The sequence below is a fragment of the Celerinatantimonas yamalensis genome, from assembly GCF_046054155.1.
Lineage (GTDB): Bacteria > Pseudomonadota > Gammaproteobacteria > Enterobacterales > Celerinatantimonadaceae > Celerinatantimonas > Celerinatantimonas yamalensis.
On record NZ_JBEQCT010000006.1, the window covers coordinates 195,421 to 210,631 of the forward strand.

Here is a 15,211-nt window from a genome sequence, read left to right on the forward strand (position 1 = left end):
TAACATCTATCAAGTAGAGGGAAGACTTTTGGATCATTTTAATTATCGTGATGGCGTTTTATACGCCGAGCAAACTTCGCTAGCTGTACTTGCCAACGTTCATGGTACCCCTTTGTATGTCTATTCCCGAGCCACCATTGAACGTCACTGGCATGCGTTTAACAATGCCGCTGGTAGTCGCGATCATCTGGTTTGCTACGCAGTCAAAGCCAATTCGAATTTGGCCGTGCTCAACGTGTTGGCGCGTTTAGGCTCTGGTTTTGATATTGTTTCTGGGGGGGAACTGGCCCGAGTGCTCGAAGCGGGGGGCGATCCGGCTAAAGTGGTGTTTTCAGGCGTGGGTAAAACCCGTGCTGAAATTAGTGAAGCGTTACAAGCGGGGATCTATTGTTTTAACGTGGAGTCGGAACCAGAATTAGAGCGCATCAGTGACATTGCTGTTAGTTTAAACAAGGTGGCGCCGATTTCTCTGCGGATCAACCCCGATATTGATGCCAAAACTCATCCCTATATTTCTACGGGTTTAAAAGAGAATAAGTTTGGTATTCCGTTTGAGCGGGCGCTGGCGTGTTACCAACATGCTGCGCAGTTACCGGGTATTACCATTCATGGCGTAGATTGTCACATCGGCTCACAGCTCACTGAATTAGCGCCCTTTATCGAAGCCGTCGACAAGCTGTTAGCGCTAATTGATGCGCTTGCCAAGGTTGGCATTACCATTAAGCATTTAGATGTCGGTGGAGGCTTAGGGGTGACGTATGATAATGAACACCCGCCCGAGCCGGCGGCCTACGCCCAAGTGCTTAATGAACGACTTGGCGAGCGAGATCTCACGTTATTATTTGAACCAGGTCGAGCGATTATGGCCAATGCGGGCGTACTACTCACGGGTGTTGAGTACCTTAAAGTCGGTGAAAGCAAAAATTTTGCGCTGGTGGATGCAGCTATGAACGATCTGATCCGCCCTTCATTATATGGCGCATGGCAGTCGATTGTACCAGTTGTAGCCAATTCCCAAGCCGTGATGCGCGAATATGATGTGGTGGGTCCGGTATGCGAGACCGGTGACTTTTTAGGTAAATCACGCCAGTTGGCCATTGCGCCTGGGGATGTACTTGCAGTCCGTTCGGCGGGCGCCTATGGTTTTGTCATGAGTTCAAATTATAATTCGCGCCCGCGCGCTGCCGAAGTGATGGTCGATGGCGAGCAACATGTGGTGGTCCGTGAGCGCGAGTCTCGCCAAAGCCTATGGGCTGGCGAACAGCTGCTGCCAGGGGATGTCGATGCTGATTAATTTTTCCAAAATGCATGGTCTGGGTAACGATTTTATGATGATTGATAACGTCACCCAAAATGTATTTTTTTCCAACGATCTGATTGCTCGCTTAGCCAATCGCAATTTGGGCGTGGGCTTTGATCAGCTATTAGTGGTTGAGCCACCTTACGATCCGGAATTGGATTTTCATTATCGGATTTTTAATGCAGATGGCAGTGAAGTCGAACAATGTGGCAATGGAGCGCGCTGTTTTGCCAAATTTGTTCGTCTGAAAGGGCTAACCAATAAAAAACATATCGCGGTGAGCACCTCGGCTGGCAAGATGATGCTGCATATCGAAAACGATGATATGGTCACTGTGAATATGGGCGTTCCGATATTAGATCCTGCGAAAGTGCCGTTTCGTGCCAATAAAGCGGAAAAAACCTATTTATTGCGCGAGGCTGACCAGACCATTTTTTGTGGGGTTGTTTCGATGGGCAACCCGCATTGCGTGCTGGAAGTCGACGATGTTGCAACCGCCGATGTTGAAACCCTAGGGCCGTTGCTGGAAAGCCATGAGCGTTTTCCAAAGCGGGCGAATATTGGCTTTATGCAGGTGTTAAGTCCCGATCAAATTAAGCTGCGGGTGTATGAGCGCGGCGCTGGTGAAACGAGCGCCTGTGGGAGTGGTGCGTGCGCTGCAGTTGTCGTCGGACAGTTACAAGGTAAACTTGGCCAATCGGTGACGGTGGTTTTACCCGGGGGGACTTTGCAGATCCAATGGGCTGGCGAGGGACAACCGGTTAAAATGACGGGTCCTGCCGTGCATGTTTTTGATGGACAGATCAACCTATGAGTCAAATAAATTACGAGCAGATCCAGTTGGATGATGACTTAGTTGCCGAATATCTGACGCAAAATCCTGACTTTTTCAACCACTATCCGCATCTGGCGCGCCAGCTTAAGATCCCTCATGCTGAACGAGGGAGTGTATCACTGGTAGAGTTAGCCCAACTGCGCATGCGCGATAAAGTGGCTTCACTCGAGGCTGAAATCTCGGATCTAATGGCCGTAGCAAGCCACAATGAGCGGATTTTCCGCGTCTATGTGGAGTTATTACCCAAGCTGATGCACTGCCAGCAGTTAGCGGAGTTAGAGTTGCATTTGCGCGATGCCTTAATGGGGCAACTGGGCGTTAGCCGAATCTCGTTGAAACTGAATCGGGAGTATTTGCCATTAAGCCCCGCACTTGAAGAACATAGTCTTGCTGGCGAGCAAATTGAGAATTTATGGGTCAATCGGATCTCCCTGAAAGGGCATTATTTTGGTCGTCTTACTCAAGGTGAACAGGTACTCTTGTTTGATAACGCGCATTTGGTGCATTCGGTGGCGATCATGCCGCTTGGCGATCGCGCTCGCTTTGGCGTATTAACCGCTGCGAGTCGTGATGCTGACCATTATATTGCTGGGATGGACAGCTTGTTGCTTGGCCAACTCTGTGAGGTTATCGCATCACTGTTACCCAATTTGGTCGGTGCTGATGCTGCCTGATTCATTGGCACGTCCAGTTGCGGCTTATCTGCATTATCTGGCCAGCGAGCGCCGCTATAGCCCGGCGACGATTGAGGGCTATCAGCGCAGTTTAAATCAGCAGGGGGAAATTCTCACCAAAATGGGGATTAGCGATTGGTGTAAAGCCGAGCTTGCCGACCTTCGCCAACTCGCGATGCGTCTGAATCGCCAGAAGCTCAAAGCCAGCTCTATTGCCAATAAGCTTTCGGCGCTGCGCAGTTTTTATCAATACCTGCTTGAACAGGGGAAAATGAGCGCCAACCCGGCGCGTGGACTGATTGCACCGAAACAGGGCCGACCGCTGCCGAAAAACCTAGATATTGATACCTTAACCCAACTGCTTAATATTGATGATGAGACGCCGCTAGGACGCCGTGACAGTGCCATGATGGAGCTTTTTTACGCCTCAGGTCTGCGTTTGGCGGAGTTGGTGAGTCTTGATGTCAAGGATATTGATCTTAAACGCCGCGAACTTAAAGTCACCGGCAAAGGGCGAAAACAGCGGCTGCTCCCTTTTGGTCAAAAAGCGCTATTGGCGCTTCAGCGCTGGCTAAGCGTGCGCGGGCAGCTTTGCCAACCTGGTGAACAAGCGCTATTTGTGAGTGTTCGCCAACAACGCATTACCACGCGCGCCGTGCAGCAGCGGCTAACCGTGTGGGCCAAACGCCAGCACATTGGGAGCCATTTGAATCCACATAAACTGCGTCACTCGTTTGCCACCCATATGCTTGAAAGTAGTGGGGATTTGCGCGTTGTTCAAGAGCTGCTTGGTCACGCCAATCTGTCTACCACTCAAATTTATACTCATCTGGACTTTCAACATCTGGCGAAAGTTTATGATGCGGCTCATCCTCGGGCCAAACGGAGTAAATGAGAATGCGCTTTTATCGCAGTTGGCAGCGCCCCCGCGCGTTAAGTTTTGATCTTGATGACACACTTTATGATAATCGCCCGCATATTCGCGCGGCTAATCAATGGATGGTGGACACGCTCGCCGATGAGCTAGGGCGGCGCATTAACTGGCAGACCTACAAAGAGCGGGTCTTGGCTGTCAAGCCTGCGCTGATTCATGATGTCACCGAATGCCGACGAGCTTGGCTTTATTTAGGGCTTAAGGAACAGGGGATCGCGCAGGCCAAACAACGCGCTGATGAACTGATGGATGAATTTGTGGCCGTGCGCTCAAATTTCACCGTACCCGAAAGTAGTCATCAGCTGCTCGCTGAGCTGGCAGAGCGTATGCCTTTGGTCGCCATGACGAATGGCAATGTGGATATTCAAGCCATTGGACTAAGCGATTATTTTAGCTATGTGTATTGCGCGGGTGGCGGTTATCGGCAAAAACCCTATGCCGATCTTTTTACCGCAGCCGCCACAAGCTTAAAGCTTATGCCAAAGCAGATAGCGCATGTGGGTGATGATCCGATAACCGATGTCTATGGTGCGCTGAGCAATGGCTATCAAGCGATTTGGGTTAATGATCGCGTTAGCGTCGTGCCAACGCTATTACCTCATTTAGAAGTCGGCCAAGTGACTGATATTGAGGCATTGTGGTCATAAAACATGAGCCTGACGATGATTCTATGCGCGCTTAAGTCACCACGGATAAACGTACACATCATTGACCCTGTCAGTAAATCCATCGAGAATGGGCGATGAGAAAGGAGCCTCGTCGCTATAATAAATCCCACCCAAGACAGAATAAGGGTGCTCAGCCATCGAAAAAAATTATCTGAATTCATTGTGTCACCTATTATACATTGTCAATTAATAGATTGTTTCAGCGCGATCAACATTGCTCGACTGAGCACTATTGATCATATCATTACGAAATGCGGCCTCTTCCACTCCAATCATCCGTAGTCATGCTAATAATCGGTACTATATACGTAATAAGATACAGGGGTTGTAATCATTTTTTTTGCAATGCCATCAATAATGTGGTCTTTTTTTGCTTCCGTTGTATCGATAATGGTGCAGTTTGCTTTGCTATAAAAGGTGTTGTCTAATTGATCGCTAGAGATATTACTGCAATCTTGATAGATCGACTTGCTTTCTTCTATATACGTGTTTAATAATTTTGTATAATTAATTGCTTTCGAAGGGGTTATCGTCTCTTTGTCCTCAGAAGAAGCCCAAGAAACTGGATGAATAATAAAATGTGCGGTTTGAAAGGCTGCTTCTCGACACTTCCCAGCGCAAAACAGATAATTCCCAGCAGGTACAATATTTGAGAGGTTAATCGTCGTGATGGGACTGGCAGATGCCCGAAGCCCCCGATAGGCAATAATGCCCGCATCTATATTCCCACCAAGGCTTTCTATATATAAATAGATATGCTTGGCATTTTCATATCGAATATTTATTTGATCAATAATCTCTAATAAATAAGCGATATTCGCATGATCAACGCTACCGGTATAAACAACTTTAACTGCATCAACGCTATCGAGTGAGACATCTTGGTTATTCACCGAGTTCCAATCGGCGTAGCAAAATGATGGTGTTAAGCAAAGCATGAGATACAAGATTATTTTTTTATATGAATCTAAATCCTTTAGTTATCATAATAGATTTTTTATAAGAGAGTTCTTGCATACTATGGCTAGACTCTCTGGCATTTTGAGTGACGGAAATAATATAGGTAGATAGGTTAAGGGAGGAACTAAATGGTTTTTTGAAATGGTTTTTGAAATGTTTACTTTCTGACTTTTTGCAGCGATCAGTTGGTGGTTTAATAAATAGTCATCATCACCTTGCTGCCGCTTTAATAATAAAATATGGGTTCGAGATAGAATAGGTATTATTCATTCGACAAATTTATTTAAATAATCAATTTGTTGATTATTTAGATGAGCCTGTCTTATTTTTTTTGAAAAAAACTTTATATTGATGACTCAGATCTGTGACGAGTTGGTATTGATGCGTAGCTGATAGTTTGTTTGTCTGAATGGAGAATGATGTGAACATAACTGGCTTGACTAAACTATCTATGATCTGACTATGTGTATTTTTACCGTTAGCATTGACATAAACGATAGACTTACTTTGGGTAATCAGTCGACGTCCCCGTGTACTTGCTCCTGTTTTACTTGCCTGTATTGGCAATATTCCTGCAGATGGAACCCGTGTTCCTTGAATAGTCGCTCTTCTAGTATAATGGCCTAAAAAGAGAGAAGTAACTAAGAAAACCGATAACAAAAAAATAGAATATCTAAACAAAACTGAAAAGTAGGCATACAAATAAGTATATCACCTAAATAATTAGTTTCGGACTGAATCACTTCTTTTCAAAAAAGCATAAAGATAACTATAATTTAATATTGATAAAAATATGTGTATTTCAATTATATTGATAGTGGGAAATAAAATCTCGAGAATATTAAACTAAGAGATAAATTAATTGTTAACTAAAATCTTAAATGAGTTGATGACAGTACTATAGAAAAGTTTTTTCATCTAATGAGTTCGCTCGCTGCATCTGGCAGACAGAGTTGGTATACTGGTTGTTTGTACATATACCAAGGTGATATAGGCGATTCATGGATATCTCGATACTGCTCGATGGCTTAAATGAGAAACAGCGGCAAGCGGTGGGGGCCCCGGCGCAAAATATGTTGGTGCTTGCTGGTGCGGGTAGTGGCAAAACACGGGTATTGGTGCATCGCATTGCTTATCTTATCCAGGTTGAAGCCGTCTCGCCTTATGAGTTAATGGCCGTGACCTTTACCAATAAAGCCGCTGCCGAAATGCGCCACCGGGTGGCTGACCTCGTTGGCTCTCGTTATCAGGGAATTTGGCTGGGTACTTTTCATGGTCTCGCGCATCGGCTGCTTCGTGCTCATTATCGGGACGCCAAGTTACCTGAAGATTTTCAAATTCTCGACTCTGACGATCAGCATCGTTTGCTCAAACGCATTGTTCGCGGCATGAACTTAGATGAAAAACAGTGGCCACCCAAGCAGGCAATGTGGTTCATCAATGGGCAAAAAGATGAGGGGCTGCGTCCTGAGCATATTGATTGGAGCGCTAATCCTATTGAGCGCCAGTTGGTGGATATCTATCGTACCTACCAAGAGGCCTGTGACCGAGCCGGGTTGGTCGACTTTGCTGAGTTGCTATTGCGAGCATTAGAATTGCTGCGTGATAATCCTCAGATCCTCACGCACTACCAGCAGCGTTTTCGGCATATTTTGGTCGATGAGTTTCAAGATACCAATGCTATTCAGTATGCGTGGTTGCGCTTGTTAGCCGGCCAGCAAGCCAAGGTCATGATCGTCGGTGATGATGACCAGTCTATTTATGGCTGGCGCGGGGCACGAATTGAAAATATTCAACGTTTTAGTGACGATTTTAAAGATGTTGAGGTAATCCGCCTTGAGCAAAATTACCGCAGTAGTGGCACCATTTTGCGCGCGGCCAATGAATTGATTGCGAATAACCAAGGCCGCTTAGGTAAGGAGTTATGGACCGATGGCGTCGATGGCGATCCGATCTCGGTTTATTGCGCATTTAATGAGGTCGACGAAGCGCGCTTTGTCGTGTCTCGCATTCGCAGTCATCTTCAAGAGGGTACGGCACTCTTAGAGTGCGCTATTTTATATCGTAATAATGCTCAGTCGCGCGTGCTGGAAGAAGCATTGATGCAAGAGCAGATCGCTTATCGCATATACGGCGGCGTGCGTTTCTTTGAACGATTAGAGATTAAAGATTCATTAGCTTATTTGCGATTGATGAATAATCGCCATGATGATGCGTCATTTGAGCGGGTGGTCAACACCCCAACCCGCGGAATAGGACAGCGTACCATTGAGTTATTACGCCAAGTGGCACGTGAGCGGCAGGTGAGCTTATGGAATGCCGCAGGTCTTGCGGTTAGTGAAAAGTTGTTGACCAGCAGAGCGTCAGGGGCATTGCGCGGTTTTGCCGAGCTTATCGATAACTTATCAACACAATCGGCAGAGATGGATTTGGCGGATCAAACCGATTATGTGATTGCCAGCAGTGGTTTGTTAGCCATGTATCAAAATGAAAAAGGTGAAAAAGCCGAAGCACGTATCGATAACTTGCAAGAGTTAGTGACCGCAACTCGCCAATATGTGCCTGATCCTAATAGCGAAGAGTTATCCCCATTGGTGGCTTTTCTCTCACATGCAGCGTTAGAAGCGGGCGATAACCAAGCTGAGGCCGATGAATCTGCGGTGCAATTGATGACCTTGCACAGTGCCAAAGGGTTGGAGTTTCCTGTTGTGTTTTTAGTGGGGATGGAAGAGGGAATGTTCCCCAGTCAGCAGTCTGCCGAAGAATCAGGACGGCTCGAAGAGGAACGTCGCTTAGCGTATGTTGGTATGACGCGGGCCATGCGCAAGCTCTATCTATGCCATGCTGAAAGCCGCCGGCTTTATGGCAAAGAGTCGTTTCATAGTCGCTCACGCTTTATCCGTGAACTGCCGCAAGATTGTTTAGAAGAGATCCGTCTTACGACTCAAGTGAGTCAGCCAATGTCTGCTGGGCGGTTTTCTTCCTCAGCAGAGCAAGACTCGTTTGATAGTACGGGCTTGCGGTTAGGTCAGCGGGTGCTTCATCCTAAATTTGGTGAAGGCGTTATTCTTCAATATGAGGGCTCTGGCGCGCAAAGCCGCGTACAGGTACAATTTGCCGATGTGGGCAGCAAGTGGCTCGTTGTCGCCTACGCCAAGCTGCAGGCCATTTAGCCCAAACTGCTATCTTGCGTTTACGCGGGACTCGGTTTTTGTGAGCGCCGCCTGCAATATGATGTGGTAGCGTCAGTTATGGGGTGACGCTAAGGCGGCGGCGCTGATCTAGTGCATCAAGGCTAAAGATAACCAGCGCTGACCAAATAAAGCCAAAGGTGATAAGTTTGGCTTGCGTCAGCGGTTCACCGTAAATGGCCGTCGCTAAGATAAACATTAATGATGGCCCGATATATTGAAAAAATCCCAAGGTTGATAAGCGTAGTCGGGTAGCTGCACCTGCAAAAAACAGCAGAGGAACGGTGGTGACAATGCCAGCACTGACTAATAACAGATCGAGCGTCCCAGAATTATTGCTCAAATGGCTGGTACTGCTGGGGTCAATCCAGAATAGATAGATAAGGGCAATAGGCAACAATAATGTGGTTTCAATAAATAGGCCGCTTAACGCTGCTAACTTCAACTGTTTACGTAATAATCCATAAAAGCTAAAAGTGAGAGCCAATACCACGGCGATCCATGGCAAAGCCCCATATTGCACCACCGCAATCAGTACGCCAATGCTGGCTAAAGCGACTGCTAGCCACTGCATTCGGCGAAAACGCTCGCCTAAAAACAACATGCCCATGACCACATTAACCAGTGGATTAATAAAATAACCGAGGCTGGCATCCAATAGGTGATCATGATTAATCGACCAAATATAGGTGAGCCAGTTGAGGCCAATTAATAGCGCGGTGATGGTTAACATTAATAGCTGCTTTGGATTGGCTAATACGTTGACAACTTGCTGCCAGCCGCGACTAACCCCGAGCAATAATGCGATAAACACACTGGACCAGATGATACGATGGGCGAGAATTTCTAGCGCGCCAATCCCGTGAAGTTGTTTAAAATAGATGGGTGCAATACCCCAAATAAGGTAGGCGCACAGCGCGTAGATAACACCTTGGCGGGCTTGATGAGCGTAATCCATGGGAGCGTCAATCCTGAAAAAATTTAATCTATCAGGAAAAAGACCGTTCAACAATATATTGATGGCGAGTCTTAGGTTGACACTCGCGGCCTCAGATTAACAGACGCGTTGCCGTTGTTCATGGTATTGCGGGCGAGATTGCCACAACGGCTTGATCAACGGATAGTGTTCACCCAACTGACAAAGGTCACGATCAATTTGCTCATAATACTCGTCGCCCGCATCAAGTAGTAAGCTACGTAAGTGCTGCAACATGCCCGCTAACATACAACTGACTGGTGGATTGTCGACAACTTGCCAAGCTTGGAGGCAGTACATATTAGGGATTAAATCGTAGCGATAATCAGCAATCAGTGTAGAAGGCCAAGGAATACGGGTGACATGTGAGACCTCAAGATAATCACACAATGGTTGACGTATTGCCATATATTGGACTTGGCAGCGATCACGCGCGGCGAGTGTGCCAAAGCGAATCGTCTCCAATCGGCGAGGATGGCCAGTATGGTCAGTGAATAATCCTTGATGGTGACAACTGATGCTGCGATATCCAGGCAATATAGAGCTAGCGGTATACCCGTTTTGCTCATGCTCCAGCCATATTTCTAAGGTTGAACAGGGATGTTGTTGAAGCATATTTTGACAAGATGCAAGTAGTTCGCGAATGTAAGCATCGAGCTGTAAATTTGCATTGGCTTGATGGATCATGTCTGCTTCCCCCCTAAGGAGCCTAATTTGATCTTAAGTATAGTCAATTTATCGAGTCAAGGATGACGATTCGATGAATTTATTATCACGGTGTGCCTTTTGCGCATTTGTGGACAGGCGGGTAAACTATCAGTCGTTAGTGGATGCGTTAGGTGTCACGCTATACGATGAAGGTTTCAGCGAGCCCAGTCTATTCTTACCTATTGTTATTGGTTGAGTTCACCTACAGTGTGGCATTGATTGGGTTCGACGATGTATCAGTCGGACAAGAGCGAAGTAACATGAGATCGGCCCAACAGGTGCTGCAAGAAGTATTCGGTTACAATCAGTTTCGTCAAGGACAAGCTGAAATAGTTAAAAATGTGTTGGCTGGTCGCGATAGTCTAGTTTTGATGCCAACAGGTGGTGGTAAATCACTTTGCTATCAAGTGCCTGCATTGTTACTGGATGGTTTAACGGTGGTGGTATCGCCGCTTATCTCGTTAATGAAAGATCAGGTCGATTCTCTTAAACGTAATGGCGTAGAAGCCGCGTATCTAAACTCGACTTTGACAAGAGAGCAATCCCAACAGCTTTTTAGTCAGCTTAATCGCGGCCAGATTAAGTTACTGTATATCTCGCCTGAGCGCCTGATGTATGGTGATTTTATGGATAATTTCGACCGCTGGCAGGTCTGTCTATTGGCAGTTGATGAAGCGCATTGTATCTCCCAATGGGGTCATGATTTTCGCCCCGAGTACGCAGCGCTCGGGCAGATTAAACAGCGCTTTGCTGCTCTTCCGGTGATTGCATTGACGGCCACCGCCGATCAAGCGACGCGCGAGGATATTTTGGCGCGCTTAATGCTGCACGACCCATTTTTGTTTAAGGCCAGCTTTGACCGGCCTAATATCCGTTACACCGTGCAGGAAAAGTATCACCCATGGCAACAGCTGCGTGATTATGTCAAAACACGCAGTGATGAGTGCGGCATCATCTATTGTGGTAGCCGCCGGAGAGTGGAAGAGTTAGCAGCTAAGCTGACCGGAGAAGGGATCCACGCCGCAGCCTATCATGCACGGCTTGCCTTAGAAGAGCGTCAACGCGTTCAAGAAGCATTTCAGCGGGATGAGCTTAACGTCGTGGTCGCCACCGTTGCATTTGGAATGGGGATTGATAAACCGAATGTGCGCTATGTGATCCACTATGATATTCCGCGTAATATTGAAGCCTACTATCAGGAGACGGGTCGAGGTGGGCGTGATGGTTTGCCCTCCGAAGCGGTGATGCTTTATGATCCGGCGGATGCGGCTCGGTTGCGACGGATGATCGATGAAACCGCTGATGAACAGCAGCGGCGTGTTGAAAGCCATAAATTTAATGCGATGGTCGCTTTTGGCGAGGCGCAAACCTGTCGACGCCAAGTATTGTTGAATTATTTTGGCGACTATCAGGCGCAGCCGTGTGGTAACTGTGATGTCTGTTTAGATCCACCCCAGCGTTATGATGGTCTTGAAGATGCGCAAAAAGCCCTGTCATGTGTGTATCGGTTGAATCAATCGTACGGCATTGGTTATGTGATTGAAGTGCTGCGCGGCAGTTTGAACCAGCGCATTGTTGAGCAGGGTCACGACAAGCTGTCGACCCATGGTATTGGTAAAAATCACTCTCATGAGCATTGGTTGAGCGTATTGCGCCAACTGATCCATCAAGGTTTGTTGAGTCAAAACATTACCCGCGCCTCGGTATTACAACTCACGCCAGCATCACGGTCAGTACTTCGCGGCGAGATAGCGCTCGATCTCGCTTTGCCACGGATTAATGTCGCTTCAACGAAACGTCATAAGCCTGTGGCATTCTATGATAAGCGTTTGTTCGCGTTATTACGCCGTTTGCGTAAACAGTTAGCCGACGAAGAAGCCGTGCCACCTTTTGTGGTGTTTAACGATGCGGCGCTCATTGAGATGGCGCAGGCACTGCCGAGTAATGAACGAGAGTTTTTAAATATATCGGGTGTGGGCCACAAAAAGTTAGAGCGTTACGGACAGGCTTTTCTTGACGCCATCATTAGATATCAGAATAATCCGTTATCTGCTTAAACCATCAACCGGTTTAAAGCATATATTTTACACTAAAATAACATAAATTAGCTTTTTGTAACCAATGCGCGTGTCACTAAGAACACCGCTGGAGTCTTATATCGATTGGACTGAGGTAGATGTATGCTGAGATTCTTCAAAATTCATAATGGGTTGATCCATGAAATAAAAGCAGATGAAACGGATGTACCGCGTTTGCTGCGCGAGGCCGATTGGATCGACATGAATGAGCCCGATGATAGGGAACGTCTTCAGCTACAGAGTTTGTTAAGTACCGATCTGCCAGAGTCGAACGATGTTGAGGAAATCGAAGCATCAGCCCGTTGCTTTGTCGATCAAGCGGGCATTCATGTGCATTCGCTATTTTTAAGTCAAAGTGAAGGACGTCATCGTACCTCGACCGTTGCCTGTATTTTGCAAAATAGCCGACTGATTACCGTACGGGAAGGTGAAATCGCTGATTTTCGGCTTTTACGGATGCGCGCGCGCCGTGGGCAGATTGCCGTCGACTCACCGGCTGAACTGTTAGTGACGTTATTAGAGCATAAAGTGGAAAACCACGCTGATACCCTTGAAGATTTACATCGTCAACTTGAAGAGGTCAGTCATTTGGTTCTTGAAGAACATGAAACGGAACTGGATATCGTCATCGAAAAGCTGGCCCGTTTGGAAGATAGCAATGGTAAAATTCGCCTCTGTTTGATGGATACTCAGCGTGATATCTCTTTTTTATTGCGTCATTTACGCGCCAAACACGAATACGCTGAAACCCTGCGCGAAATTATGCGCGACGTTGATACCTTGATGTCACACAACACCTTTCTATTCGATAAAATTAACTTTTTGATGAACTCTACCCAAGGGTTTATCAATATTGAGCAAAATAAGATCATTAAAATATTTTCGATTGCCTCAGTGGTTTTTTTACCACCTACCTTGGTGGCCAGCATTTATGGGATGAACTTTAAGTTTATGCCCGAGCTTAATTGGACATTAGGCTACCCATGGGCCATTGGCTTAATGGTCTTCTCGGGATTTGCGCCTTATTGGTATTTTAAACATCGTGGTTGGCTCTAGAGCGATCACTTGGTGTGAGCGCAATCCTTGGAATTGCTCTTATAAATTGGCGCGGCTGATGACTCATGCAACGTGATAGTCATTCATCCTATTTTTAGTAGGTCTCGCAGCCATCTCATCGTTTGTTACTTTATTTTCTCTCATTCGAATTGCTCGCTTATTGCGAGCCTCCTTTGGTTATGCTAATTATTAAGTCCGTGATGGGTAGAATCATTGCACTGAGTGCTTTGTTATTACCGCTATACGTTTATGGAAGAGAACAACCAAGCGCCTGAATCAATTAATTTGGATTTGAGATTAGATCCTGCCGCTTTGATCTAAGCGGTGGTCTGGTAAATGGAGGTTCATTCTGATGGAGCAGAAAGTTCCGAACGCTAGCGAGATTTATGCGCCGTTATGTGTGAGTGTGGCGATCGTCTTGGGCCTATTTGGTGTGATCTATGCTGCGACTTACCATTTTTGGCCGCAGCGAATGCCTGCGCTCACCCCAGATGAGTTTGCAGTCAATATGCAGCGCTTAATAGGGCTTGCTGTTGGATTAATGCTCGCCGCATTACTGGCTATGCGACGAGGTGGTTTGCGAAGCGGATCAGAGTAAGTTGTCGACGTTTAGGCGCTTCGCTATACTGCTAGCTTGAGCCTTCCTCGAGAGTTTTATGCCTGTAAAACAGCTATATATTATCCGTCATGGACAGACTGAATTTAATTCCGAACAGCGCTTACAAGGACAGTGTAACTCACCTTTAACCCCCCTTGGTGAGCAGCAAGCGCAAAGTGTTGGCCTGTCACTTGCGGCGCAAGCTGATATTGACACGTTTGCTTTGATTGCAAGTCCACTGGGTCGGGCACGACAAACCGCGCAGTGGATTGCCAAGGCGCTCGGGCAAGAGGCGCCATCTATTCGCTTCGATGAGCGTTTGATGGAATTTGCCCTAGGAGATTGGGAGAGCCTACCTGCTCCTGAGATTAAAGCGCTACACCCTGAATTTATTGACAGTAAAGACTGGTATTTACGTGCCCCTAAGGCTGAGTCGTTAAGCGCGGTAAAGCAGCGCGTCAATGCGTTTTTAAATGACCCTAAAACCCCAGAAAAGGCGATTGTTGTCAGCCATGCGTTAACAGGCTCCGTACTGCGGGCCTTGTTGATAGGGCTTGATGATACACAAATTTTTGAGCAGCCTCGTCCACAAGACAGTTACTTTTATGTGGTGAACGGCCAGTTGACACAAATTTTTTGTGAGTCTGAGTTTATCTAACGTTGTTATCGCCGTGAGCACTGCATAATGCATCAGCGCCCATCACTTAGTTAATGCGTGATCAACCAGCCGTCTTCATTCCAAATGAGCTGGCTGATACGCAGTTTTTGCTTAACTTTATCCGTTGGGTCATAGGTGTAATGCTCGATGATGTGGCTGTTGACGATCGATATCTTGACCACCAGGACCAGCTCAGCGCTGAGTGCCTTTTACCAGCAAACTTCCTGCGCCAGCAAGCAGTGACTTGCCCTGTTTATCTAGATATGGGCCGGTAATTGTACTGGCTCTGTCATAGCGAATTTGATAAGTATTCTGCACGTCTTGGCAACACCGTCCAACGAATACAAACAGATAAAAATAACCATTGTGGTAGATCAGCGAGGCTCCCTCAATGCTGCCCTCGCACTGGGCTAGTTGATAGATCTGCCCTGAGGGTTTTATGGTGGTTGTATTTAATTGAGTCAGCATAATGTCGTCAAACCATGAGCCAACTACCATCCACGGTTTATTTGATATTGTGACGGGATATTGACTTAGTGACTGGCTAGCATTCATTCAGGGTGGCTATGTTGGTT

General features: G+C 46.7%; 15 protein-coding genes. 10 read left to right on the forward strand and 5 right to left on the reverse strand.

What is annotated here, in order from left to right; genetic code table 11:
• Window positions 1-28 precede the first annotated feature (28 nt).
• Genes lysA through ABUE30_RS13420 form a run of 5 tightly spaced genes read left to right on the forward strand, consistent with a single transcriptional unit; the run spans window position 29 to window position 4,390 of the window.
• Entirely contained in the window at window positions 29-1,294 is a 1,266-nt protein-coding gene (gene lysA, locus ABUE30_RS13400; protein ID WP_408624307.1) for a diaminopimelate decarboxylase, read from the forward strand.
• Window positions 1,290-2,114, forward strand: a complete 825-nt coding sequence (gene dapF, locus ABUE30_RS13405) for a diaminopimelate epimerase (RefSeq protein ID WP_408624364.1) — start codon at window positions 1,290-1,292, stop codon at window positions 2,112-2,114. The genes lysA and dapF overlap by 5 nt, the downstream gene beginning before the upstream one ends.
• Entirely contained in the window at window positions 2,111-2,809 is a 699-nt protein-coding gene (locus tag ABUE30_RS13410) for a DUF484 family protein (RefSeq protein ID WP_408624309.1), read from the forward strand. Before dapF ends, ABUE30_RS13410 begins: the two co-directional genes overlap by 4 nt.
• Window positions 2,799-3,704, forward strand: coding sequence for a tyrosine recombinase XerC (gene xerC, locus ABUE30_RS13415; RefSeq protein ID WP_408624311.1), 906 nt, complete (start codon window positions 2,799-2,801; stop codon window positions 3,702-3,704). Before ABUE30_RS13410 ends, xerC begins: the two co-directional genes overlap by 11 nt.
• Window positions 3,705-3,706: 2 nt before the next feature.
• Window positions 3,707-4,390 carry an HAD-IA family hydrolase gene (locus ABUE30_RS13420; RefSeq protein ID WP_408624313.1) on the forward strand — a complete coding sequence of 228 codons (684 nt, stop codon included), beginning with the start codon at window positions 3,707-3,709 and terminating at the stop codon, window positions 4,388-4,390.
• 308 nt (window positions 4,391-4,698) lie between these two features.
• On the opposite strand, the gene ABUE30_RS13425 is transcribed toward ABUE30_RS13420, so the two are convergent.
• Window positions 4,699-5,304 carry an ATP-dependent Clp protease proteolytic subunit gene (locus ABUE30_RS13425; protein WP_408624314.1) on the reverse strand — a complete coding sequence of 202 codons (606 nt, stop codon included), beginning with the start codon at window positions 5,302-5,304 and terminating at the stop codon, window positions 4,699-4,701.
• Between the two features lie 1,068 nt (window positions 5,305-6,372).
• Here ABUE30_RS13425 and uvrD point away from each other — a divergent pair.
• Window positions 6,373-8,544, forward strand: a complete 2,172-nt coding sequence (uvrD, locus tag ABUE30_RS13430; RefSeq protein WP_408624315.1) for a DNA helicase II — start codon at window positions 6,373-6,375, stop codon at window positions 8,542-8,544.
• Between the two features lie 76 nt (window positions 8,545-8,620).
• Here the strand turns inward: uvrD and rarD are convergent, their stop codons facing one another.
• Together rarD and ABUE30_RS13440 are read right to left on the reverse strand one after the other, a co-directional pair.
• Window positions 8,621-9,520 (reverse strand): EamA family transporter RarD, encoded by a 900-nt coding sequence (rarD, locus tag ABUE30_RS13435; protein WP_408624316.1) that lies wholly within the window; start codon window positions 9,518-9,520, stop codon window positions 8,621-8,623.
• Between the two features lie 96 nt (window positions 9,521-9,616).
• Entirely contained in the window at window positions 9,617-10,225 is a 609-nt protein-coding gene (locus ABUE30_RS13440) for an AbiTii domain-containing protein (protein WP_408624317.1), read from the reverse strand.
• Between the two features lie 281 nt (window positions 10,226-10,506).
• Here ABUE30_RS13440 and recQ point away from each other — a divergent pair, with 281 nt between their 5' ends.
• From recQ to ABUE30_RS13460, 4 genes are all read left to right on the forward strand, one after another.
• Window positions 10,507-12,303 (forward strand): DNA helicase RecQ, encoded by a 1,797-nt coding sequence (gene recQ, locus ABUE30_RS13445; protein ID WP_408624365.1) that lies wholly within the window; start codon window positions 10,507-10,509, stop codon window positions 12,301-12,303.
• A gap of 123 nt (window positions 12,304-12,426) precedes the next feature.
• Complete coding sequence (gene corA / locus ABUE30_RS13450) at window positions 12,427-13,380, forward strand: magnesium/cobalt transporter CorA (RefSeq protein WP_408624318.1); 954 nt, start codon at window positions 12,427-12,429, stop codon at window positions 13,378-13,380.
• A 352-nt stretch (window positions 13,381-13,732) separates the two neighbouring features.
• The gene (locus tag ABUE30_RS13455) at window positions 13,733-13,978 is read left to right on the forward strand and encodes a hypothetical protein (RefSeq protein WP_408624319.1); all 246 of its coding nucleotides are present in this window, start codon (window positions 13,733-13,735) and stop codon (window positions 13,976-13,978) included.
• Window positions 13,979-14,036: 58 nt separating this feature from the next.
• Window positions 14,037-14,636 carry a histidine phosphatase family protein gene (locus ABUE30_RS13460; RefSeq protein ID WP_408624320.1) on the forward strand — a complete coding sequence of 200 codons (600 nt, stop codon included), beginning with the start codon at window positions 14,037-14,039 and terminating at the stop codon, window positions 14,634-14,636.
• Window positions 14,637-14,686: 50 nt separating this feature from the next.
• Here ABUE30_RS13460 and ABUE30_RS13465 read toward each other — a convergent pair whose 3' ends face one another.
• Complete coding sequence (locus tag ABUE30_RS13465; protein WP_408624321.1) at window positions 14,687-14,818, reverse strand: hypothetical protein; 132 nt, start codon at window positions 14,816-14,818, stop codon at window positions 14,687-14,689.
• A gap of 10 nt (window positions 14,819-14,828) precedes the next feature.
• Window positions 14,829-15,191, reverse strand: coding sequence for a family 43 glycosylhydrolase (locus ABUE30_RS13470; protein WP_408624322.1), 363 nt, complete (start codon window positions 15,189-15,191; stop codon window positions 14,829-14,831).
• Between the last annotated feature and the right edge of the window lie 20 nt (window positions 15,192-15,211).

Coding starts and splice junctions, on each gene's coding strand:
- corA (WP_408624318.1), top strand. CDS start 12,427: ATGCTGAGATTCTTCAAAATTCATAATGGGTTGATCCATGAAATAAAA.
- recQ (WP_408624365.1), top strand. CDS start 10,507: ATGAGATCGGCCCAACAGGTGCTGCAAGAAGTATTCGGTTACAATCAG.
- ABUE30_RS13420 (WP_408624313.1), top strand. CDS start 3,707: ATGCGCTTTTATCGCAGTTGGCAGCGCCCCCGCGCGTTAAGTTTTGAT.
- ABUE30_RS13455 (WP_408624319.1), top strand. CDS start 13,733: ATGGAGCAGAAAGTTCCGAACGCTAGCGAGATTTATGCGCCGTTATGT.
- rarD (WP_408624316.1), bottom strand. CDS start 9,520: ATGGATTACGCTCATCAAGCCCGCCAAGGTGTTATCTACGCGCTGTGC.
- ABUE30_RS13470 (WP_408624322.1), bottom strand. CDS start 15,191: ATGAATGCTAGCCAGTCACTAAGTCAATATCCCGTCACAATATCAAAT.
- uvrD (WP_408624315.1), top strand. CDS start 6,373: ATGGATATCTCGATACTGCTCGATGGCTTAAATGAGAAACAGCGGCAA.
- xerC (WP_408624311.1), top strand. CDS start 2,799: ATGCTGCCTGATTCATTGGCACGTCCAGTTGCGGCTTATCTGCATTAT.
- ABUE30_RS13410 (WP_408624309.1), top strand. CDS start 2,111: ATGAGTCAAATAAATTACGAGCAGATCCAGTTGGATGATGACTTAGTT.
- ABUE30_RS13440 (WP_408624317.1), bottom strand. CDS start 10,225: ATGATCCATCAAGCCAATGCAAATTTACAGCTCGATGCTTACATTCGC.
- ABUE30_RS13460 (WP_408624320.1), top strand. CDS start 14,037: ATGCCTGTAAAACAGCTATATATTATCCGTCATGGACAGACTGAATTT.